Below are 21,009 nucleotides of genomic sequence, written 5' to 3' on the forward strand. Positions count from 1 at the left end.
GGTACGGGTCGTTGTTTGAGAACTGCACAGTGGACGCGAGCATCTGTGGCCAAGTTTTTAAGGGCGCACGGTGGATGCCTTGGCACCAGGAACCGATGAAGGACGTGGGAGGCCGCGATAGGCCCCGGGGAGCTGTCAACCGAGCTTTGATCCGGGGGTGTCCGAATGGGGAAACCCGGCAGTCGTCATGGGCTGTCACCCATACCTGAACACATAGGGTATGTGGAGGGAACGCGGGGAAGTGAAACATCTCAGTACCCGCAGGAAGAGAAAACAACCGTGATTCCGGGAGTAGTGGCGAGCGAAACCGGATGAGGCCAAACCGTATGTGTGTGATACCCGGCAGGGGTTGCGCATACGGGGTTGTGGGAATGAGCTTCAGTCGTCTGCCGGCGACTGGGCAAGTCAGAAACCATTGCGATAGACGAAGGACATGCGAAAGGTCCGGCATAGAGGGTAAGACCCCCGTAGTTGAAATCGTGATGGCTTGCTTGCTCATCTCCCAAGTAGCACGGGGCCCGAGAAATCCCGTGTGAATCTGGCGGGACCACCCGCTAAGCCTAAATATTCCCTGGTGACCGATAGCGGATAGTACCGTGAGGGAATGGTGAAAAGTACCGCGGGAGCGGAGTGAAATAGTACCTGAAACCGTGTGCCTACAAGCCGTGGGAGCGTCGGACATCAGCTTGCTGGTGTCTCGTGACTGCGTGCCTTTTGAAGAATGAGCCTGCGAGTTTGCGGTGTGTTGCGAGGTTAACCCGTGTGGGGAAGCCGTAGCGAAAGCGAGTCCGAATAGGGCGATAGAGTAGCGCGCTCAAGACCCGAAGCGGAGTGATCTAGCCATGGGCAGGTTGAAGCGGAGGTAAGACTTCGTGGAGGACCGAACCCACCAGGGTTGAAAACCTGGGGGATGACCTGTGGTTAGGGGTGAAAGGCCAATCAAACTCCGTGATAGCTGGTTCTCCCCGAAATGCATTTAGGTGCAGCGTCGTGTGTTTCTTGCCGGAGGTAGAGCACTGGATAGGCGATGGGCCCTACCGGGTTACTGACCTTAGCCAAACTCCGAATGCCGGTAAGTGAGAGCGCGGCAGTGAGACTGTGGGGGATAAGCTCCATGGTCGAGAGGGAAACAGCCCAGAGCATCGACTAAGGCCCCTAAGCGTACGCTAAGTGGGAAAGGATGTGGAGTCGCAGAGACAACCAGGAGGTTGGCTTAGAAGCAGCCATCCTTGAAAGAGTGCGTAATAGCTCACTGGTCAAGTGATTCCGCGCCGACAATGTAGCGGGGCTCAAGCGTACCGCCGAAGTCGTGTCATTGCAGCATATACCTCTAACGGGGGCTGTGATGGGTAGGGGAGCGTCGTGTGCCGGGTGAAGCAGCCGTGTAAGCGAGTTGTGGATGGTTCACGAGTGAGAATGCAGGCATGAGTAGCGATACACACGTGAGAAACGTGTGCGCCGATTGACTAAGGGTTCCTGGGTCAAGCTGATCTGCCCAGGGTAAGTCGGGACCTAAGGCGAGGCCGACAGGCGTAGTCGATGGACAACCGGTTGATATTCCGGTACCCGCTTTGAAGCGCCAACGCCGAACCAGGCGATGCTAAGTCCGTGAAGCCGCCCCGGAGCCTTCGGGCAAAGGGGAGTGGTGGAGCCGACGGACCAGACCTGTAGTAGGTGAGTGATGGGGTGACGCAGGAAGGTAGTCCAGCCCGGGCGGTGGTTGTCCCGGGGTAAGGGTGTAGCCCGAGGGGTAGGTAAATCCGTCCCTCATTTAAGGGTGAGACCTGATGCCGAGCCGATTGTGGTGAAGTGGATGATCCTATGCTGTCGAGAAAAGCCTCTAGCGAGTTTCATGGCGGCCCGTACCCTAAACCGACTCAGGTGGTCAGGTAGAGAATACCGAGGCGTTCGGGTGAACTATGGTTAAGGAACTCGGCAAAATGCCCCCGTAACTTCGGGAGAAGGGGGGCCATTGCTGGTGATCACCCTTGCGGTGTGAGCTGGTGGTGGCCGCAGAGACCAGCGAGAAGCGACTGTTTACTAAAAACACAGGTCCGTGCGAAGCCGTAAGGCGATGTATACGGACTGACGCCTGCCCGGTGCTGGAACGTTAAGGGGACCGGTTAGTGGGATTTCGATCCCGCGAAGCTGAGAACTTAAGCGCCAGTAAACGGCGGTGGTAACTATAACCATCCTAAGGTAGCGAAATTCCTTGTCGGGTAAGTTCCGACCTGCACGAATGGCGTAACGACTTCTCGACTGTCTCAACCATAGGCCCGGTGAAATTGCATTACGAGTAAAGATGCTCGTTTCGCGCAGCAGGACGGAAAGACCCCGGGACCTTTACTACAGCTTGATATTGGTGTTCGGTTCGGCTTGTGTAGGATAGGTGGGAGACTGTGAACTCTGGACGCCAGTTCAGGGGGAGTCGTTGTTGAAATACCACTCTGGTCGTGCTGGATGTCTAACCTGGGTCCGTGATCCGGATCAGGGACAGTGTCTGGTGGGTAGTTTAACTGGGGCGGTTGCCTCCTAAAGGGTAACGGAGGCGCCCAAAGGTTCCCTCAGCCTGGTTGGCAATCAGGTGTTGAGTGTAAGTGCACAAGGGAGCTTGACTGTGAGACCGACGGGTCGAGCAGGGACGAAAGTCGGGACTAGTGATCCGGCGGTGGCTTGTGGAAGCGCCGTCGCTCAACGGATAAAAGGTACCCCGGGGATAACAGGCTGATCTTCCCCAAGAGTCCATATCGACGGGATGGTTTGGCACCTCGATGTCGGCTCGTCGCATCCTGGGGCTGGAGTCGGTCCCAAGGGTTGGGCTGTTCGCCCATTAAAGCGGTACGCGAGCTGGGTTTAGAACGTCGTGAGACAGTTCGGTCCCTATCCGCTGTGCGCGTAGGAGTCTTGAGAAGGGCTGTCCCTAGTACGAGAGGACCGGGACGGACGAACCTCTGGTGTGCCAGTTGTTCTGCCAAGGGCATGGCTGGTTGGCTACGTTCGGGAGGGATAACCGCTGAAAGCATCTAAGCGGGAAGCCTGCTTCGAGATGAGGACTCCCACCCACTTGATGGGTTAAGGCTCCCAGTAGACGACTGGGTTGATAGGCCAGATATGGAAGCCGGGTGACCGGTGGAGTTGACTGGTACTAATAGGCCGAGGGCTTGTCCTCAGGTGCTCGCGTCCACTGTGTTGGTTCTGAAGCAATGAACCGTCCGATCGCCCCCTTTGTGTGGGCTGGGTCCGGTTCAACTTCATAGTGTTTCGGTGGTTATAGCGTTAGGGAAACGCCCGGTTACATTTCGAACCCGGAAGCTAAGCCTTTCAGCGCCGATGGTACTGCAGGGGGGACCCTGTGGGAGAGTAGGACGCCGCCGAACAAATCTTCAAAAAGACCCCGATGGGAAATTCATTCCCATCGGGGTCTTTTTGTGCCCATGTCCACTACGCCCCGGTGCGGGGCCTGTGCGGGCCTACCGGTAGAGTCATGGAGCATCATCGGCCTGTTTCTCACGGGAGGCTCCCGGGTGGAGGTACAGGAGACACGCGTCCAGACGGATCGTGTGCTCACCATCCCGAACATCCTCAGCGCTGCGCGCCTCGTCGGCGTGCCGCTTTTCCTGTGGCTGATCCTCCGGCCCGAGTTCGGCGGGCCCAACAGCGACGGCTGGGCGCTGCTGGTACTGGCGCTCAGCGGTATCAGCGACTATCTCGACGGGAAGCTGGCCCGTCGCTGGAACCAGATCAGCCGTCTCGGCCGGCTTCTCGACCCGGCGGCCGACCGCCTCTACATACTGTCGACTCTTGTCGGTCTCACCTGGCGCGAGATCCTGCCCCTCTGGCTCACCGCGGCCCTTCTCGCGCGAGAGCTGGTCCTGCTGGTGATGGTGGGCATCCTCCGGCGCCATGGCTATCCGCCGCCGCAGGTGAACTTCCTCGGCAAGGCGGCCACCTTCAACCTGATGTACGCCTTCCCGTTGCTCCTTCTGAGTGAGGGAAGTGGCGGGCTTCACACGACCGCCGCTATTTTCGGATGGGCGTTCGCCGGATGGGGTACAACACTCTATTGGTGGGCAGGAGTCCTCTACGTGGTTCAGGTCCGCCGACTCGTCAAGGCGGACACCGCGGCCGACTGAGCTCGCCGTAGCGGCGTCTATAGAGGCCGGGGCCCATAGCCACTTCAGGTGTAAGGGCCATCGGGCGTGCGCGGTCGGCATGACCGTCGTCTCTTCAAGGAGGACGCTTCCGATATGAAGGCCGTCGTGATGGCAGGGGGCGAGGGGACTCGTCTGCGCCCGATGACCTCGACCATGCCCAAACCGCTGCTGCCCGTGGCCAACCGGCCGATCATGGAACATGTGCTGCGGCTGCTCAAGCGGCATGGTCTCAGCGAGACCGTGGTGACAGTCCAGTTCCTCGCCTCCCTCGTCAAGAACTACTTCGGTGATGGCGAGGAGCTCGACATGGAGCTCACGTACGCGAATGAGGAGAAGCCACTCGGCACCGCGGGAAGCGTCAAGAACGCGGAGGAAGCACTCAAGGACGACACCTTCCTGGTGATCTCGGGTGATGCCCTGACGGATTTCGACCTTACGGATCTGATCAATTTCCATAAGGAAAAGGGCGCCCTTGTCACCGTCTGCTTGACTCGCGTTCCCAATCCGCTCGAGTTCGGTATCACCATCGTCGACGAGGGCGGAAAGGTCGAGCGCTTCCTGGAGAAGCCCACCTGGGGCCAGGTCTTCTCGGATACCGTCAACACCGGCATCTATGTCATGGAGCCGGAGGTCTTCGACTATGTCGATCCCGATGTCCCGGTCGACTGGTCCGGAGATGTCTTCCCCCAGCTGATGAAGGAGGGCAAGCCCATCTTCGGCTATGTCGCCGAGGGCTACTGGGAGGACGTCGGCACCCATGAGAGCTATGTGAAGGCCCAGGCGGACGTTCTCGAGGGCAAGGTCGACGTCGAACTCGACGGATTCGAGATCTCGCCCGGCGTATGGGTCGCCGAAGGGGCCGATGTGCATCCGGAGGCCGTGCTCCGGGGTCCGCTCTACATCGGCGACTACGCCAAGGTGGAGGCCGGTGCCGAGATCCGTGAGCACACCGTCGTCGGCTCCAATGTCGTGGTGAAGAGCGGCGCCTTCCTCCACAAGGCGGTGGTGCACGACAATGTGTACGTCGGCCAGCAGAGCAATCTGCGCGGCTGTGTCATCGGCAAGAACACCGACATCATGCGCGCCGCCCGGATCGAGGACGGGGCCGTCATCGGCGATGAGTGCCTGATCGGCGAGGAATCGATCGTCCAGGGCAATGTCCGGGTCTATCCGTTCAAGACCATCGAGGCGGGCGCGTTCGTCAACACCTCAGTGATCTGGGAGTCCCGGGGGCAGGCCCATCTGTTCGGCGCCCGCGGTGTCTCCGGCATCCTCAATGTGGAGATCACCCCGGAGCTCGCGGTGCGGCTCGCCGGGGCGTACGCCACGACCCTCAAAAAGGGCTCCACGGTCACCACGGCGCGTGACCACTCCAGGGGTGCGCGGGCGCTCAAGCGGGCGATGATCTCCGCCCTCCAGACCAGCGCCATCGACGTACGGGACCTCGAGAACGTGCCGCTGCCGGTGGCCCGGCAGCAGACCGCGCGCGGCAGCGCCGGCGGCTTCATGATCCGGACCTCGCCCGGGGTGCCCGACTCGGTCGACATCATGTTCTTCGACGAGCGGGGCGCCGATCTCTCCGCGGGCGGTCAGCGGAAGCTGGACCGGGTGTATGCCCGCCAGGAGTACCGCAGGGCGTTCCCGGGCGAGATCGGTGACCTCAGCTTCCCGTCGAGCGTCTTCGACTCGTACACGGGCTCGCTGCTGCGCGCCGTGGACATCAGCGGCATCGCCGAGTCCGGTCTGAAGGTCGTCGTGGACGCCGCCAACGGCAGCGCCGGGCTGGTGCTGCCCAGTCTGCTGGGCCGGCTCGGGGTGGACGCGCTGACCATCAACCCCGGCCTGGACGAGTCGCGTCCGACGGAGACCGCCGACGCGCGCCGGTCGGGGCTGGCCCGGCTCGGCGAGATCGTCGCCTCGGCGCGTGCCGCGTTCGGAGTGCGGTTCGACCCGGTCGGTGAGCGGTTCTCGCTCGTCGACGAGCGCGGCCGGATCGTGGAGGACGACCGGGCGCTGCTGGTGATGCTGGACCTGGTGGCCGCGGAGCGGCGGAGCGGGCGGGTGGCGCTTCCGGTGACCACGACCCGTATCGCCGAGCAGGTGGCGGCGTACCACGGCACACAGGTGGAGTGGACGACCACCGCGGCGGACGATCTGACCCGGGTCGCCCGGTCGGAGTCCACCATCTTCGGAGGCGACGGGCGCGGCGGATTCATCATCCCCGAGTTCAGCAGCGTCTTCGACGGCACGGCCGCCTTCGTCCGGCTGATCGGGCTGGTGGCGCGCACTCAGCTGACGCTGAGCCAGATCGATGCGCGGATTCCGCGGGCGCATGTCCAGCGGCGTGATCTGGCTACCCCCTGGGCGGTCAAGGGCCTGGTCATGCGGCATGTGGTGGAGGCCGCGGGGGACCGTTCCGTGGACACCACCGACGGGGTGCGGGTCGTGGAGACCGACGGGCGGTGGGTCATGGTGCTGCCCGACCCGGCCGAGGCGGTCACCCATCTGTGGGCGGAGGGCCCGGACGACGCGTCCGCGCAGGCCCTGCTGGACGAGTGGTCCAGCGTCGTGGACAGCGCGGGGCGCTGATCCCGGGGCCGCCCGAGCACGTCTGAGCGCGTGGGGCCGCCGTCCCGAGGGCCCGGATCCGGCACGCCGGAGGGGCCATTCGGTGGCGGCGGCCCCCACGTGCGACGATGTGCGGCATGTCGCAGCAGCCCCCCGTTCGGAGCACAGCATCGCCGCGCCCGCGCCCGCGCCTCGACGCGTCCATGTCGCTGCTGACCAATGTGATGGACCACAGCCTTGACGACGGCTACGCCGAGGCCGCCGCGCGGCGCGGGGAGACCGGTCGCTCGGGCCTGCCGCGCACGGTGCGGGCCAAATTGGGGCTGGCCTTCGGTCTCGTCCTGGTCGCGGTCGTCATCACCATCGGGGCCGCCGAGGCGCGGATATCGGCGCCGACGCTGGCCAAGGAGCGGGGAGAATTGATCGACCGCATCGAGACGGGGAACTCGAACGCGGACAAGCTCGCCCGGAGCGTGGACAAGCTCCGCGGCGAGGTCGGGGAGAAGCAGCGGCAGGCACTGGAGAAGCACGGCGGGGCCAAGGCCGATCTGGTGGCGCTGCTCTCGGGGGCCAACGAGGTGACGGGCCCCGGGGTGAAGCTGGTGGTCGACGACGCCAAGGGCGCGGCGGGCGGCGGCGGGGGACCACGGGAGAGCGCCGACTTCTCCGACACCGGCCGGGTGCGCGACCACGACATGCAGCGTGTCGTCAACGGCCTGTGGGAGTCGGGCGCGGAGGCCGTCTCGATCAACGGGCAGCGGCTGACGGCGCTCTCGGCGATCAGGGCCGCGGGAGACGCCATACTGGTCGACAACAAGCCGCTGGCGCCGCCGTATACGGTGCTCGCGGTGGGGGACGGGCAGCGGCTGAGCACCGCTTTCCAGAACAGTGCGGACGGACAGTACCTGCATGTGCTCCAGCAGAACTATGACATCCGTACGAGCATTTCCGCCCAGGACTCGCTCCGGCTTCCGGCCGCGCCGAGCCTGATCGTACGCACCGCGGAGCCGATAGCCGGTGGTTCCGGCAAGGGTGACGCCGACACAGGGAAGGGCACATCGTGATCGCCGTATTGGGGCTCATCGTGGGAGTCGTGGTCGGACTTGTGGTCCGACCCGTGGTGCCGACGGTGGTCGAGCCCTACCTGCCGATCGCCGTCGTGGCGGCACTCGACGCGGTTTTCGGGGGCTTCCGGGCGATGCTGGACGGGATCTTCGACGACAAGGTCTTCGTCGTATCGTTCCTGTCCAATGTGGTGGTGGCCGCGCTGATCGTCTTCCTCGGTGACAAGCTGGGCGTCGGTGCCCAGCTGTCGACGGGGGTCGTGGTCGTGCTCGGTATCCGGATCTTCTCCAACGCGGCCGCGATCCGCCGCCATGTGTTCCGGGCGTGAGGCCGATGACGACCGACGACACCCCGGAGAAGCCCGAGAGCGCACAGTCGGCCGAAATCCGACGGCAGGCCGACACGCCGCGACAGCCGGCCGAAACGCCACGGCAGTCCGCCGACACGCCGCGACAGCAGTCGGACGAGACGCCGCACCAGTCCGCCGACACGCCGCGACCGGCCGAGAGGGACGCGAAGGCCGAGCAGTCCGCCGACACGCCGCACCAAGCGGCGAAGGCCGACACGCCCGAGAAGGCCGCTGAGCCGCCCCGGCGGTCGCCCGAGCCGGCGCGTCGGCCGGAGACGCCGGAGCGGCCCACGCGCCCCGGGGAGCCCCAGGAGCGGGGCGAGCTCAAGCGGCCCTCGGCGGCCGGGCCGCCGCGCCCGGGCACCCCGTCGCCCGAGCGGAAGCCCGAGCGCCGTGACGCGCCCGCGGAGCGGCCGGGCAGGCCCGCCACGCCCCCGCCGGGCGGCTTCAAGGATCTCGCGCTCAGGACGCCCCTGCCCAAGGCCGTACTGCCCGAGGCCCTGCCGCCGCAGGCCCAGGGCCGGTCCGTCACGGCGGACACGCCCGGGGCGCGTGCCGAGGGCCCCCGGCCCGCCGACGGGTCCCGGAGCGACTCCGGAGAGCGTGTGGGGCCCGCCCCCGGCCCTGCTTCCGGCCCCGGGGGGCCCGGGGCCGACCGGAGCCGGGAGGAGGCCCTGACCGGCCGCCAGCGGCTGTGGAAGGGCGTATGGCCGCCGCGGCTCACCCGTGCGCAGCTGATCGTCGCCCTGCTGCTCTTCGGGCTCGGCCTGGGCCTCGCCATCCAGGTGCGCTCGACCAACGAGAACAGCGTGCTGCGCGGCGCCCGGCAGGAGGACCTGGTCCGGATCCTCGATGAGCTGGACTCGCGCACCCAGCGGCTCCAGGACGAGAAGCGCCGCCTCGAGAACCAGCGCACCGAGTTGGAGAACAGCTCGGACCAGGCCGAGGAGGCCCGGAAACAGACGCTTCAGAAGGAGCAGCAGCTGGGCGTGCTCGCGGGTACGGTGGCAGCACAGGGTCCTGGTATCACGATCACCATCGACGACTCCCGGGGCTCCGTGGAGTCGGACATGCTGCTCGACACGGTCCAGGAGCTGCGCGCGGCGGGCGCCGAGGCGATCCAGATCGGCACGGTGCGCGTGGTCGCCGGCACCTACTTCTCGGACAGCGGTGGCGCGATCCGGATCGATGGACGGAAAGTGACGCGACCGTATGTTGTGAAGGTGATCGGCAAGCCGGAGGATCTGGAGCCGGCCCTGAACATCCCGGGCGGGGTGGTGCAGAGCCTGGAGAAGGAGCAGGCCACTGTGTCCGTGCAGCGGGAGAAGAAGATCGTTGTGGATGCCTTGCGATCGGCGAAGCGGCCTGACTACGCTCGGTCGTCATCACGGTGAGGCGGTTCGAAATGAGGGTCTCTCGGGGAGACCATGTGGACGCGGGGGGTCAACGCACCGGAAGATCCGCGCGTGATGGAAACTGTCTGGTGGTCACGGACGTTGTGAGGATGTCCGGACCGTCTGGTGTGTGCATCGAGGGTTTGTCCTGCCCCACGGGCGGGTCTGTTTCAGTCAAGGGGAATCGCCCGTGAAGTTGTTCGGGAAGTTGTTCGGTAAGAGTGCCCGCCAGGATGGCGGCAGCAGTACCGCTCGCCACCGCGCCTCGCGCGCCGCGGAGGAGAGCGGAGGGGGAACCGAGGAGCGCCCGCTCTTCCGTGACCAGGTCGGCGGGCAGGGCGCGTCTGTTGACCCCTCCGCGGCCGGGCCCATAGGTTTCGAGGACCCATCGGCCTCTCACAGTGGTGGAGGGTTCGGCTTGCCGGTCTGTCAGCGGTGTGGCCACCGGAACGCGGAGGCCAGCCGGTTCTGCTCCAATTGCGGCGCCCCGTTGCGGGGCGGCGCGCCCTCCGAGCGTGCCTCGGAGACCACCTCCACCATTTCGATCTCGGGTCTCGAGGCGTACGACTCCGAGGTGACCGGGCAGACGCCGCTGCCGTCGCTCAGCCCGGAGGCGCAGGCCGCCGTCGAGGCGCTGCCCCTGGGGTCGGCCCTGCTGGTGGTCCGCCGCGGGCCGAATTCCGGCAGCCGCTTCCTGCTGGACAGTGATGTCACCACGGCGGGCCGTCATCCGCAGAGCGACATCTTCCTGGACGATGTGACGGTCTCCCGCCGCCATGTGGAGTTCCGGCGCGGCCAGGACGGCAGCTTCACCGTCTCGGACGTCGGCAGCCTCAACGGGACGTATGTCAACCGGGAGCAGATCGACGCGCCGGTGGTCCTGACCAGTGGGGACGAGGTGCAGATCGGTAAGTACCGGCTGGTCTTCTACCCGAGCCAGCGGGGCGTCGGCATCTGACCCGTCAGGGGAGGTCCATGCTTCAGACACCGTCGGGCGGTGCCGATACCGGCACCGCCTCCACGGACGGCCGGTCGATGAGCATCGGCACCGTGCTGAATCTGTTGCGGGACGAGTTCCCCGAGGTCACCATCTCCAAGATCCGCTTCTTGGAGTCGGAGGGGCTGGTGGAGCCGCGGCGGACGCCGTCCGGCTACCGCAAATTCAGCCAGCGGGATGTGGAGCGGCTCGGCCATATCCTCCGGATGCAGCGTGACCACTACCTGCCGCTCAAGGTCATCCGGGAGCATCTGGACGCCCTGGAGCGGGGTGAGCCATTGCAGCTTCCTGCCGTTTCGCAGGGAGTGCGGCAGCCGGGGCCGCTCGACGGCGGCCCCGGCGCGGCCCCGGACGGCCCCACGGCCGCCCGGGTCGGCCGGGCCGAATTGCTGGCAACGGCCGAGGTCAGCGAGGCGGAGCTGGCCGAATGGGAGTCGTACGGGCTGCTCGCGCCGACCGCGGACGGCGGGTACGACATCGAGGCGGTGACTGTCGCCCGGCTCATCGCCGAGCTCGGTCGTTTCGGCCTGGAACCACGTCATCTGCGAATCATGAAAGCCTCCGCCGAGCGTGAGGCCGGAATGGTCGAGCAGGTGGTCGCCCCGCTGCGGTTGCATAGAAATCCGCAGACCAGAGCGCATGCGGAGGCCAGTGTGCGGGAGCTCGCCACGCTCTCCGTACGGCTGCACGCGGCCCTGGTGCGGTCGGCTCTGAGGGTCCAGGAGCGGTGACCGACCGGGCCCCGACTATCCAAACCGGCCGGGCACGTCCTAGGGTTGCTGTGTGAACGAGCTCGACGTCGTGGGTGTCCGGGTGGAAATGCCCTCCAACCAACCGATCGTGCTCCTGCGTGAAGTGGGAGGCGACCGCTACCTCCCCATCTGGATCGGACCAGGTGAGGCGACCGCGATCGCCTTCGCTCAGCAGGGCATGGCTCCGGCGCGCCCGCTGACCCATGATCTTTTCAAAGACGTACTCGAAGCGGTCGGCCAGCAGCTCACGGAGGTCCGGATCACGGATCTGCGCGAGGGGGTCTTCTACGCGGAGCTGGTCTTCGCCAGCGGCGTGGAGGTCAGCGCCCGGCCGTCCGACGCCATAGCGCTCGCGCTGCGCACCGGAACGCCGATCTACGGCAGTGACGGCGTGCTGGACGACGCCGGGATCGCGATCCCGGACGAGCAGGAGGACGAGGTGGAGAAGTTCCGCGAGTTCCTCGACCAGATCTCGCCGGAGGACTTCGGAACCAGCAGCCAGTGAACTGTATGCCGGTCCTCGCTTGCGCATTCGAGTAGCCTTTCCCGGACGAGGGACACGGGAAACCACTCTTAGGGTGATTATCACTCGGCGTGCCGAGTGTGGCGATCGTTGACGCACCCCGGGTGACTGCCTACCTTCAAGATGGCAGGTCGAGGACGGAGGTCGGCGTGAGAAGCACCGGCGACGGCACGGCGGCCGGAGGTCCGTATGCGCTCCAGGGGAGCGCATCGGCCGATCCGGCATTGAAGGCGCGGGTCGCGGCACAGGCCGCACCGCCGCGTGAGCCCGCCGCGGGGGGGACGGAGCGGATCGGATACCGCGGACCCACCGCGTGTGCGGCCGCGGGCATCACCTACCGCCAGCTGGACTACTGGGCCCGCACCGGGCTGGTGGAGCCGAGCGTCCGCCCGGCCTACGGCTCGGGCAGCCAGCGGCTCTACAGCTTCCGGGACGTGGTCGTCCTCAAGATCGTGAAGCGGCTGCTGGACACCGGCGTATCGCTCCAGAACATCCGGGCGGCGGTGCTGCACCTCCGTGCCCGGGAGCTCGACGACCTGGCCCAGATGACGCTCATGAGCGACGGCGCGACCGTCTACGAGTGCACCTCGCCCGATGAGGTCGTGGACCTCCTCCAGGGCGGCCAGGGCGTCTTCGGGATTGCCGTGGGCGTCGTGTGGCGGGATGTGGAGAGCGCGCTGTCCCAGCTGCACGGCGAGCGCGTGGACACCGGCGAGACGCTGGTCCGGCACAACCCGACCGACGAGCTCGCGGCGCGCCGGAACCGGGCCGGTTAGAAACCTTCGCCTGAGCGCCCCGGGGGACGGATCGGCGCCCCCGGGCGCGCCCCCCCGGCCGTTGCCCGCCCCATTGTCAGTGGTGTGCGGCAGCATCGGAGGTGTGAGGGGTGCGCCGACGATTCTCCATCTGGACATGGACGCCTTCTACGCCTCGGCGGAGCAGGCGGCCAAGCCCAGCCTGCGCGGAAAGCCGGTGATCGTGGGGGGTCTGGGGCCGCGTGGTGTGGTGGCCACGGCCTCCTACGAGGCCCGGGTCTTCGGGGTGCACTCGGCCATGGCGATGGCCCAGGCCCGCCGGCTGTGTCCGAACGCGGCGTTCCTCATCCCCCGCTTCGCGCTCTACCGCAAGGTGAGCGACGCGGTCATGACCCTGCTGCACACCCTGTCGCCCCTGGTGGAGCCGCTGAGCCTGGACGAGGCGTTCGTCGACCTGGAGGCGGGCGGCACCGAACCCACCGTCGAGGCGGCGCGCGCCGTGGCGGAGCGGCTGCGGGCCGACATCAAGGCGGTCACCGGGCTGACCGGATCGGTGGGGCTCGCCGGCTCCAAGATGCTCGCCAAGATTGGTTCGGAGCAGGCCAAGCCGGACGGCCTGGTGGTCATCGAGCCCGGTACGGAGCGCGAACTGCTCGGCCCGATGTCGGTGCGGACGCTCCCGGGCGTCGGCCCCGCCACGGCGGAGACGCTGCGCCGGGCCGGGATCCACACCGTGGCCGAGACGCGGGAGGCGGGCGAGGCGGAGCTGGTGCGGCTGCTGGGCCGGGCCCACGGCGCGTCGCTGTTCCTGATGGCCGAGGGCCGGGACGAGCGGCCCGTCGTCGCCGAGCGGGACGCCAAGTCCATCTCGGTCGAGGACACGTTCGACGTCGACCTCACCGACCGCACCCGGGTGCAGCTGGAGATCGCGCGGCTCGCCGACCGCTGTGTGCGGCGGCTGCGCGAGGCGGGCCGCTCGGGGCGGACGGTCGTGATCAAGGTGCGGCGGTACGACTTCTCCACGCTCACCCGTTCGGAGACCCTGCGCGGGCCGACCGACGACCCGGCGGTGGTGCGGGAGGCCGCGGCGCGGCTGATCGACGGGGTGGAGACGACGGCGGGCGTGCGGCTGCTGGGGGTCGGCGTCAGCGGTCTGGCGGACTTCACGCAGGAGGATCTCTTCGCCCAAGCCGCCCAAGCCGCCCAGGCCGCCCAGGCCGCGGAAGCGGTTCAGGCCGCCCAAGCCGCTCATGAGGCCCTGGGAGACGCCGGGCGCCCTCCGGGCCCCGAGAGACCGGAGCCCGTGAGAGAGGGCGCGGGAGAGGCTTCTGAGGACGCTGAGAAGCCGCGGCGCTGGCTCCCGGGCTCCGATGTACGGCACGCCGAGTACGGGGCGGGCTGGGTGCAGGGGAGCGGAGTGGGCCGGGTGACCGTGCGCTTCGAGGAGCCGTGGTCGCCGCCGGGCCGGGTACGGACGTTCCCCGTGGACGACCCGGCGCTACAGCCCGCCGACCCGCTGCCGCTGCTGCGGCCGGACGCGGAGGCGGAGGCGGAAGCGGAGGAGGCCGGAGGCCCGGACGGGCCGACCCCGGGGGCCAGCGGGCCCGAGCCCGGCCGGGGGCCGGGTCAGCCCGTGACGTCCAGGCCGTAGTGGTGGTAGAGCTGGAGCTCCTGTTCCGGGGAGAGATGGCGGCCCACCCCGAAGTCCGGGGCGTCCTTGATCAGGGACCGGTCGTACGGCACCCGCAGGGTGTCGCCGACGACCTCGCTCGGTTCGAGCGGCACGAAGACGTCCCGGCTGAACAGTCCGGTGCGTACCGCCGCCCATTCGGGCTCGCCGGTCGCGTCGTCGAGATAGACCTCGTCCACGGTGCCGATCTTGGCGCCCTCGCGGTCGAATGCCTTGCGGCCGATCAGGGTCCGCGGGTCGATATCGGTCTGCACGCTCTCTCCCACAGGTGGCAAACAGATGAACAAGCAGTTAGCAAGTGCCCATTGCTACCTACAAAAAGCCACATCGCCGCACTCGGCCACTCGAACGCCCGCGACCGTTCCCCGTGGCAGAACCGCTGGTACGCTGACTGTGGCTGTAGACCCCGTGCGGGAGAGTCCTCCGCCGACGCTGTCGGAGGCGCCGAAGGAGCAAACCCTCCCCGGAATCTCTCAGGCACACGTACCGTGCGGGTGAGGTCACTCTGGAAAGCAGGGTGGGCCACGGGCGAGCAGAGTTCCGGAACCCCTCCTCACCGACGGTGAAAACCGGTCAGCGGTATATGGACCGGTGAAGCTCTCAGGTTGAGATGACAGAGGGGGAGGCCGTCCGGGCACCCGAGCCGCGGTGCCCCTCGTAGGTCGTCACAGACCAGGAGGCCCCCTGAGATGACCGCCAATCGCATCGCACTCTCCGACTTGGAATCCGGTACTCCGTTCGAGCAGCGTCACATCGGCCCGGACGGCGAGGCACAGGCCAAGATGCTCGCCCAGGTCGGCTTCGGCTCGCTGGACGAGCTCACCGAGGCCGCCGTACCGGACGTCATCAAGAGCACCGAGGCGCTGGACACCCTGCCGCCGGCCCGCAGCGAGCCGGAGGTCCTCGCCGAGCTGCGCGCGCTCGCCGACCGCAACCAGGTGCTGCCGTCGATGATCGGCCTCGGCTACTACGGCACCCACACTCCGCCGGTGATCCTGCGCAATGTGCTGGAGAACCCCGCCTGGTACACCGCGTACACGCCCTACCAGCCGGAGATCTCCCAGGGCCGGCTCGAGGCGCTGCTGAACTTCCAGACCGTCGTCGCCGATCTGACCGGGCTGCCCACGGCCGGTTCCTCGCTGCTGGACGAGGCCACCGCGGCCGCCGAGGCGATGGCGCTGTCGCGGCGCGTCGGCAAGGTCAAGGAGGGCGTCTTCCTGATCGACGCCGACTGTCTGCCGCAGACCATCGCGGTCATACGGACCCGCGCCGAGCCGACCGGTGTCGAGGTCGTCGTCGCCGACCTGGCCGAGGGCATCCCGGATGAGATCGCCGAGCGCGGGGTCTTCGGCGTGCTGCTCCAGTACCCGGGCGCCTCCGGTGTGGTGCGCGATCCGCGCCCGCTCGTCGAGCGCGCCCATGAGCTGGGCGCCGTCGTCACCGTCGCCGCCGATCTGCTCGCGCTCACCCTGCTCACCTCGCCCGGTGAGCTGGGCGCGGACATCGCGGTGGGCAGCAGCCAGCGGTTCGGCGTCCCGATGGGCTTCGGCGGGCCGCACGCCGGTTTCATGGCGGTGCGCGACGCCTACGCCCGCAACCTGCCCGGCCGGCTGGTCGGGGTCTCGGTGGACGCCGACGGCGACAAGGCGTACCGGCTGGCGCTTCAGACCCGTGAGCAGCACATCCGCCGGGAGAAGGCCACCAGCAACATCTGCACCGCACAGGTGCTGCTGGCCGTGATGGCCGGGATGTACGCCGTCTACCACGGCCCGGACGGGCTCGCGGCGATCGCCCGCCGCACCCACCGCTACGCCTCCGTGCTCGCCGAGGGGCTGCGGGCCGGCGGTGTCGAGGTGGTGCACGGCGCGTTCTTCGACACCCTCACCGCGCGGGTGCCGGGCCGGGCCGTCGAGGTCGTCGCCGCGGCCCGCGAGGCCGGGGTCAACCTTCGGCTGACCGATGCCGACCACGTCGGCATCGCCTGCGACGAGACCACCGGCCGCGCGCAGCTCGCCGCCGTATGGTCCGCCTTCGGGGTGGACGGCGGCCACGGCAACGCCTCCGGGATCCCCGGGATCGACGAGCTGGACGCCTCGGCGCCGGACGCGCTGCCCGCGGCCCTGCTGCGCCAGGACGGCTATCTGGCCCACCCGGTCTTCCACCAGCACCGCTCCGAGACCGCGATGCTGCGCTATCTGCGCCGCCTGGCCGACCGGGACTACGCCCTGGACCGGGGCATGATCCCCCTGGGCTCCTGCACCATGAAGCTCAACGCGACCGCCGAGATGGAGCCGGTCACCTGGCCGGAGTTCGGCGCGCTGCACCCCTTCGCACCGGCCGAGCAGGCCCAGGGCTATCTGACCCTGATCCGTGAGCTGGAGGAGCGGCTGGCCGAGGTCACCGGCTATGACAAGGTCTCGCTCCAGCCGAACGCCGGGTCCCAGGGCGAGCTCGCCGGACTGCTGGCGGTGCGCGCCTACCACCGGGCCAACGGGGACACCCAGCGCACCGTCTGCCTCATCCCGTCCTCCGCGCACGGCACCAACGCCGCCAGCGCCGTGATGGCCGGTATGAAGGTCGTCGTGGTCAAGACCGGCCAGGACGGCGAGGTGGACACCGACGACCTGCGCGCCAAGATCGAGCAGTACGGCGACCAGCTGGCCGTCCTGATGGTCACCTACCCCTCCACCCACGGGGTGTTCGAGGAGCACATCACCGAGATCTGCGCGACCGTGCATGACGCGGGCGGCCAGGTCTACGTGGACGGCGCCAACCTCAACGCGCTGGTCGGGCTCGCCGAGCCGGGCCGGTTCGGCGGCGATGTCTCGCATCTGAACCTGCACAAGACCTTCTGCATCCCGCACGGCGGCGGCGGCCCCGGCGTCGGCCCGATCGCGGTGCGCGAGCACCTGGCGCCCTACCTCCCCAACCATCCGCTACAGCCCGCCGCCGGACCGGCCACCGGCGTCGGCCCGGTCTCGGCCGCGCCGTGGGGCTCCGCGGGGATCCTGCCGATCTCCTGGGCGTACATCCGGCTGATGGGCGCCGAGGGGCTGCGCCGCGCGACCCAGGTCGCGGTGCTCGGCGCCAACTACGTCGCCAAGCGCCTCGAGCCGCACTACCCGGTGCTCTACACCGGCCCCGGCGGCCTGGTGGCACATGAGTGCATCGTGGATCTGCGTCCGCTGACGAAGGCCACCGGGGTGACCGTGGACGATGTGGCCAAGCGCCTGATCGACTACGGCTTCCACGCGCCGACGATGTCGTTCCCGGTCGCCGGGACGCTGATGATCGAGCCGACCGAGAGCGAGGACCTGGCGGAGCTGGACCGGTTCTGCCAGGCGATGATCGCCATCCGGGCCGAGATCGAGAAGGTCGGCTCCGGCGAGTGGGCCAAGGAGGACAATCCGCTCCGGAACGCCCCGCATACGGCGGCGTCGCTGACCGGGGAGTGGGGCCACCCGTACTCCCGGGAGGAAGCGGTTTTCCCGGCCGGGGTCTCGGCGGCCGACAAGTACTGGCCGCCGGTGCGGCGGATCGACGGGGCCTACGGGGACCGTAACCTCGTCTGCTCCTGCCCGCCGCTGGAGTCCTACGAGGGCTGAGAGGGCTTGAGCCCGACGATGCGTCAGTGGGGCCGGTTCGGCGGATGCGCCGGGCCGGCCCCTGATATGTACGTGCCGTCGACGGCGACCGTCAGGCCGCGGTGACGACGTGCTCGGAACCCAGCGGTCGGCACGGCGCGATCACGCGCCCGTCCGGCAGCAGCTCACCGGTGTCCTCGAAGAGCAGGACGCCATTGCACAGCAGGCTCCATCCCTGCTCCGGGTGGTGCGCCACCAGATGGGCGGCCTCCCGGTCGGCGGAGTCGGCTGACGGGCAGGGTGGTTGATGCTGGCACATGACAGGGTTCTTTCGCTGCGGAGTGGTGAAGGTCCTGCGGCTCGCTGCGGCGTTCATGGCCGCCCCCCGTGGTTGAGTCGGTCGATTGCTCCAGTGTTGCCCTGCGGCCTGGAATCCGCAGGGATTTCGCGGTACCGGTCTCGCTAGATAATGACGCATCACCCGCCCGGACGGTTCATCGCGGCCGGACTGTTACGAGGATGCTGCGGAGCGCCCCGTGACCCGGCGGTCACGGGGCGCTCCCGGCCTGGTGAAGGCCCAGGTCAGGCGGGTGAGCCAAGCAAGGGGGCGCGGGTCAGCCGGTGAGTGAGGACGGGCAGCAGATCGGTTGCCCGGTGCGCCCGGTGCGCCGCGATACCGGGCGGGGCCGGGGCGAGCGGCACCAGCAGGTCCCCGGCGCCGAGGCCGCCTTCGGCGCCGTCCGCGGTCAGGTCGCCGTGCAGCCAGAGCGTGACCATGTAGAGCTCGGGGATGGACAGCAGCCGCGGCTGGTACGCCGAGGGCAGCGACTCGGCCTCGCTCAGGGCGAGTTCGGCCGAGCTGACATAGGGGCCCTCGGAGAAGTGCGAGAAGGCCCAGCCGTCGGCGGTGAGCATCGCCTCCGCGGCGGCCACCGTACGGTCGCCGTCGCGGATCAGGAATCGCCAGCCGGTGAGCCGGGTGCGCGGCGGGCCGTCGGAGGCGGTGATGTCGTCCAGGATATGGACGGGGAGCGGGAGTTCGGGTTCGAAGGGGCCGGTGAGCGTGGAGAGCACGGGGGTGCGGGCCTCGCGGACGGCGGTGGGGGAATCAAGGGCCGTGAGGACGCTGCGCAGGGCGGGCGCGGGGGCCTGGGGCACATGCAGCGGCATGGTGGGTCGCCTCTCGCTTTGAAGACACGGTGAAGCGATAGCGGGCCGGGTTTGGGCGGCGCTGTCGGTGGAACACGGGTCAGAGGGGAGCCGGAACAGACCGTTCGGGCGTTATCTCTCTGCCTCGTTAGCCGAGTTTATACGACAAGTGTTCCCGTTGTGTTTCGTCTAGCCGCTGCCGATATCGCCGACAAGAGGATATCCAGACCCCGGGAAGGCGGGGATTTTCCCCGATTCAGTGCCAGATGAACGGATATGACCTGGCATTTTGAACCCCGCGCGGTAGGCTGGAACTCGCTGGTCCATTTCTCCAGCGCAATGCGCAGTTCCCCAGAGCCTATCGGCTGGGTGGGGATCGCGGGGCGTTATCGATCACATTGGTGGGCATCATCGAGCGTGGTGTGCACACCACTGGCGCCGATGATCCACTCGAGGAGGGACGCTTCGATGGGGGAGAAGCTCATAGCCGGTGAGTTCGACCCGTCCGGTCGGCGACGGCAGCGCGTCCGGTTGCGGCAGTGCCTCGACGGGCTGGGCCGGCTCCTGGCCGACAAGCGATTCGACCGCCCGAAGAATCTGATGGGGCTGGAGATCGAGCTGAATCTCGCCGGGGCCGACGGGCTGCCGAGGATGATGAACGCGGAGGTTCTGGAGCGCATCGGGAGTCATGATTTCCAGACCGAACTCGGGCAGTGCAATCTTGAAGTAAACATCGTGCCCCACCGTTTGCACGGACGCGTTCTCGATCAGCTCTCCGAAGAGCTCCGAACCGGTTTGTCATATGCCGATCGCAAGGCGCGGGAGGTGTCCTCCGAGATCGTGATGATCGGAATTCTGCCCACCCTCGCCGCGGACGATCTGGGATCCACGAACCTCTCCTATGACGACCGTTACAAACTTCTCAATGAGCAGATGCTGGCCGCCCGCGGCGAGGATTTCCTCATCGACATCGAGGGCCGGGAGCGATTCACCTGCGCCAGCTCCTCCATCGCCCCAGAGGCGGCCTGCACCTCCGTCCAGCTCCATCTCCAGGTCACTCCTGGCCGCTTCGCGGACGCGTGGAACGCGGCGCAGGCGGCGGCCGCCGCGCAGATCGCGGTGGGCGCCAATTCCCCCTTCGTCTTCGGCCACGAGGCATGGCGCGAATCGCGGCCGCCGCTGTTCCTCCAGGCCACCGATGTGCGCCCGCCGGAGATCGCCGCCCAGGGGGCGCGCCCGCGCACCTGGTTCGGCGAGCGCTGGATCGACTCCGCGTACGAGCTGTTCGAGGAGAACCTGCGCTACTTCCCGCCGCTGCTCTCCACCGGCGAGGACGAGGACCCGCTGCGGGCGCTGGACGAGGGCGGGGTGCCCGAGCTCCAGGAGCTGGCGCTGCACAACGGCACGATCTACCGCTGGAACCGGCCCGTCTACGACGTCGTGGACGGCGTGCCGCATCTGCGGGTGGAGAACCGCGTGCTCCCGGCCGGGCCCACCGTCACCGATGTCATCGCCAACGCCGCCTTCTACTACGGGCTGGTCAGGGCGCTCGCCGAGGAGCCCCGCCCGGTGTGGACCAGGCTGCCGTTCGCGGCCGCCGCGGCCAACTTCGAGGCGGCCTGCCGCCATGGCATCGACGCGGTCCTCCAGTGGCCCAAATCCGGCCGGTCGGCGTCCCTGACCCGCACCTCCGCCGTACGGCTGGTCCGCGAGGAACTGCTGCCGCTCGCCGCGTCCGGCCTCGACTCCTGGGGCGTGGAGCCGGCCGACCGCGACCGCTATCTCGGTGTGATCGAGGAACGTTGCAAGCTGGGGGTCAACGGCGCGTCCTGGCAGACGGCCACCTACCACCGGGCGCTGGGCGACGGACTGGACCGGGACGCCGCCCTCGCGGCCATGACCCGGCGCTACTGCGCCCTGATGCGGACCGACGCACCGGTGCACACCTGGCCCACCGATCTCTCCGGGTGACGCCCCCACCGTGGACCATGACCCCGTATTGTCCGGTGAACGGGGCGGGTGCACCGAT

At 67.9% G+C, this 21,009-nt stretch carries 15 protein-coding genes, 2 rRNA genes and 2 riboswitches; of the genes, 14 read left to right on the forward strand and 3 right to left on the reverse strand.

The window, feature by feature from the left end; genetic code table 11:
- Positions 1-47: 47 nt before the first annotated feature.
- The 12 genes from KHP12_RS44310 (at position 48) to KHP12_RS44365 (ending at position 14,208) form a co-directional block, all read left to right on the forward strand.
- A 23S ribosomal RNA gene (locus tag KHP12_RS44310) occupies positions 48-3,169 on the forward strand.
- 91 nt (positions 3,170-3,260) lie between these two features.
- Positions 3,261-3,377, forward strand: a 5S ribosomal RNA gene (gene rrf / locus KHP12_RS44315).
- A gap of 147 nt (positions 3,378-3,524) precedes the next feature.
- A complete protein-coding gene (clsA, locus tag KHP12_RS44320) occupies positions 3,525-4,133 on the forward strand; it encodes a cardiolipin synthase ClsA (RefSeq protein WP_086885124.1) in 609 nt (202 codons plus the stop codon).
- Positions 4,134-4,247: 114 nt separating this feature from the next.
- Positions 4,248-6,743 carry a mannose-1-phosphate guanyltransferase gene (locus KHP12_RS44325; RefSeq protein ID WP_037964941.1) on the forward strand — a complete coding sequence of 832 codons (2,496 nt, stop codon included), beginning with the start codon at positions 4,248-4,250 and terminating at the stop codon, positions 6,741-6,743.
- Positions 6,744-6,859: 116 nt separating this feature from the next.
- Positions 6,860-7,786: a DUF881 domain-containing protein gene (locus KHP12_RS44330; RefSeq protein WP_086885123.1), complete on the forward strand. Its 927-nt coding sequence runs from the start codon at positions 6,860-6,862 to the stop codon at positions 7,784-7,786.
- A complete protein-coding gene (locus tag KHP12_RS44335; RefSeq protein WP_014058688.1) occupies positions 7,783-8,115 on the forward strand; it encodes a small basic family protein in 333 nt (110 codons plus the stop codon). The genes KHP12_RS44330 and KHP12_RS44335 overlap by 4 nt, the downstream gene beginning before the upstream one ends.
- A gap of 521 nt (positions 8,116-8,636) precedes the next feature.
- Positions 8,637-9,530 carry a DUF881 domain-containing protein gene (locus tag KHP12_RS44340; RefSeq protein ID WP_211834993.1) on the forward strand — a complete coding sequence of 298 codons (894 nt, stop codon included), beginning with the start codon at positions 8,637-8,639 and terminating at the stop codon, positions 9,528-9,530.
- Between the two features lie 130 nt (positions 9,531-9,660).
- Complete coding sequence (locus KHP12_RS44345; RefSeq protein WP_372455271.1) at positions 9,661-10,488, forward strand: FHA domain-containing protein; 828 nt, start codon at positions 9,661-9,663, stop codon at positions 10,486-10,488.
- Between the two features lie 17 nt (positions 10,489-10,505).
- Complete coding sequence (ftsR, locus tag KHP12_RS44350) at positions 10,506-11,258, forward strand: transcriptional regulator FtsR (RefSeq protein WP_086885122.1); 753 nt, start codon at positions 10,506-10,508, stop codon at positions 11,256-11,258.
- 52 nt (positions 11,259-11,310) lie between these two features.
- Positions 11,311-11,784: a bifunctional nuclease family protein gene (locus tag KHP12_RS44355; RefSeq protein WP_014058684.1), complete on the forward strand. Its 474-nt coding sequence runs from the start codon at positions 11,311-11,313 to the stop codon at positions 11,782-11,784.
- Between the two features lie 167 nt (positions 11,785-11,951).
- Positions 11,952-12,578, forward strand: a complete 627-nt coding sequence (locus KHP12_RS44360; RefSeq protein ID WP_086884569.1) for a MerR family transcriptional regulator — start codon at positions 11,952-11,954, stop codon at positions 12,576-12,578.
- A gap of 103 nt (positions 12,579-12,681) precedes the next feature.
- Positions 12,682-14,208 carry a DNA polymerase IV gene (locus KHP12_RS44365; protein ID WP_211834535.1) on the forward strand — a complete coding sequence of 509 codons (1,527 nt, stop codon included), beginning with the start codon at positions 12,682-12,684 and terminating at the stop codon, positions 14,206-14,208.
- Here the strand turns inward: KHP12_RS44365 and KHP12_RS44370 are convergent.
- Entirely contained in the window at positions 14,184-14,501 is a 318-nt protein-coding gene (locus KHP12_RS44370) for a PRC-barrel domain-containing protein (RefSeq protein ID WP_020873604.1), read from the reverse strand. The two genes, KHP12_RS44365 and KHP12_RS44370, sit on opposite strands and share 25 nt — an antisense overlap.
- 147 nt (positions 14,502-14,648) lie before the next feature.
- A riboswitch (glycine riboswitch) is annotated at positions 14,649-14,746 on the forward strand.
- A 1-nt stretch (position 14,747) separates the two neighbouring features.
- A riboswitch (glycine riboswitch) is annotated at positions 14,748-14,871 on the forward strand.
- A gap of 65 nt (positions 14,872-14,936) precedes the next feature.
- Between KHP12_RS44370 and gcvP the strand changes: the two genes are divergently transcribed.
- Entirely contained in the window at positions 14,937-17,852 is a 2,916-nt protein-coding gene (gene gcvP, locus KHP12_RS44375; RefSeq protein WP_211834536.1) for an aminomethyl-transferring glycine dehydrogenase, read from the forward strand.
- A gap of 91 nt (positions 17,853-17,943) precedes the next feature.
- Here gcvP and KHP12_RS44380 read toward each other — a convergent pair whose 3' ends face one another.
- Together KHP12_RS44380 and KHP12_RS44385 are read right to left on the reverse strand one after the other, a co-directional pair.
- A complete protein-coding gene (locus tag KHP12_RS44380; protein WP_037964925.1) occupies positions 17,944-18,150 on the reverse strand; it encodes a DUF5999 family protein in 207 nt (68 codons plus the stop codon).
- Positions 18,151-18,413: 263 nt separating this feature from the next.
- The gene (locus tag KHP12_RS44385; protein WP_211834537.1) at positions 18,414-19,001 is read right to left on the reverse strand and encodes a hypothetical protein; all 588 of its coding nucleotides are present in this window, start codon (positions 18,999-19,001) and stop codon (positions 18,414-18,416) included.
- A gap of 447 nt (positions 19,002-19,448) precedes the next feature.
- Here KHP12_RS44385 and KHP12_RS44390 point away from each other — a divergent pair, with 447 nt between their 5' ends.
- A complete protein-coding gene (locus KHP12_RS44390; protein WP_086884565.1) occupies positions 19,449-20,951 on the forward strand; it encodes a glutamate-cysteine ligase family protein in 1,503 nt (500 codons plus the stop codon).
- Positions 20,952-21,009: the final 58 nt, after the last annotated feature.

Source organism: Streptomyces asiaticus, from assembly GCF_018138715.1.
GTDB lineage: Bacteria > Actinomycetota > Actinomycetes > Streptomycetales > Streptomycetaceae > Streptomyces > Streptomyces asiaticus.

Excerpts from the sequence above, each read along its gene's own strand:
- gcvP (WP_211834536.1), top strand. The coding sequence starts at position 14,937 with ATGACCGCCAATCGCATCGCACTCTCCGACTTGGAATCCGGTACTCCG.
- KHP12_RS44330 (WP_086885123.1), top strand. The coding sequence starts at position 6,860 with ATGTCGCAGCAGCCCCCCGTTCGGAGCACAGCATCGCCGCGCCCGCGC.
- KHP12_RS44380 (WP_037964925.1), bottom strand. The coding sequence starts at position 18,150 with ATGTGCCAGCATCAACCACCCTGCCCGTCAGCCGACTCCGCCGACCGG.
- ftsR (WP_086885122.1), top strand. The coding sequence starts at position 10,506 with ATGCTTCAGACACCGTCGGGCGGTGCCGATACCGGCACCGCCTCCACG.
- KHP12_RS44390 (WP_086884565.1), top strand. The coding sequence starts at position 19,449 with ATGGGGGAGAAGCTCATAGCCGGTGAGTTCGACCCGTCCGGTCGGCGA.
- KHP12_RS44385 (WP_211834537.1), bottom strand. The coding sequence starts at position 19,001 with ATGCCGCTGCATGTGCCCCAGGCCCCCGCGCCCGCCCTGCGCAGCGTC.
- KHP12_RS44325 (WP_037964941.1), top strand. The coding sequence starts at position 4,248 with ATGAAGGCCGTCGTGATGGCAGGGGGCGAGGGGACTCGTCTGCGCCCG.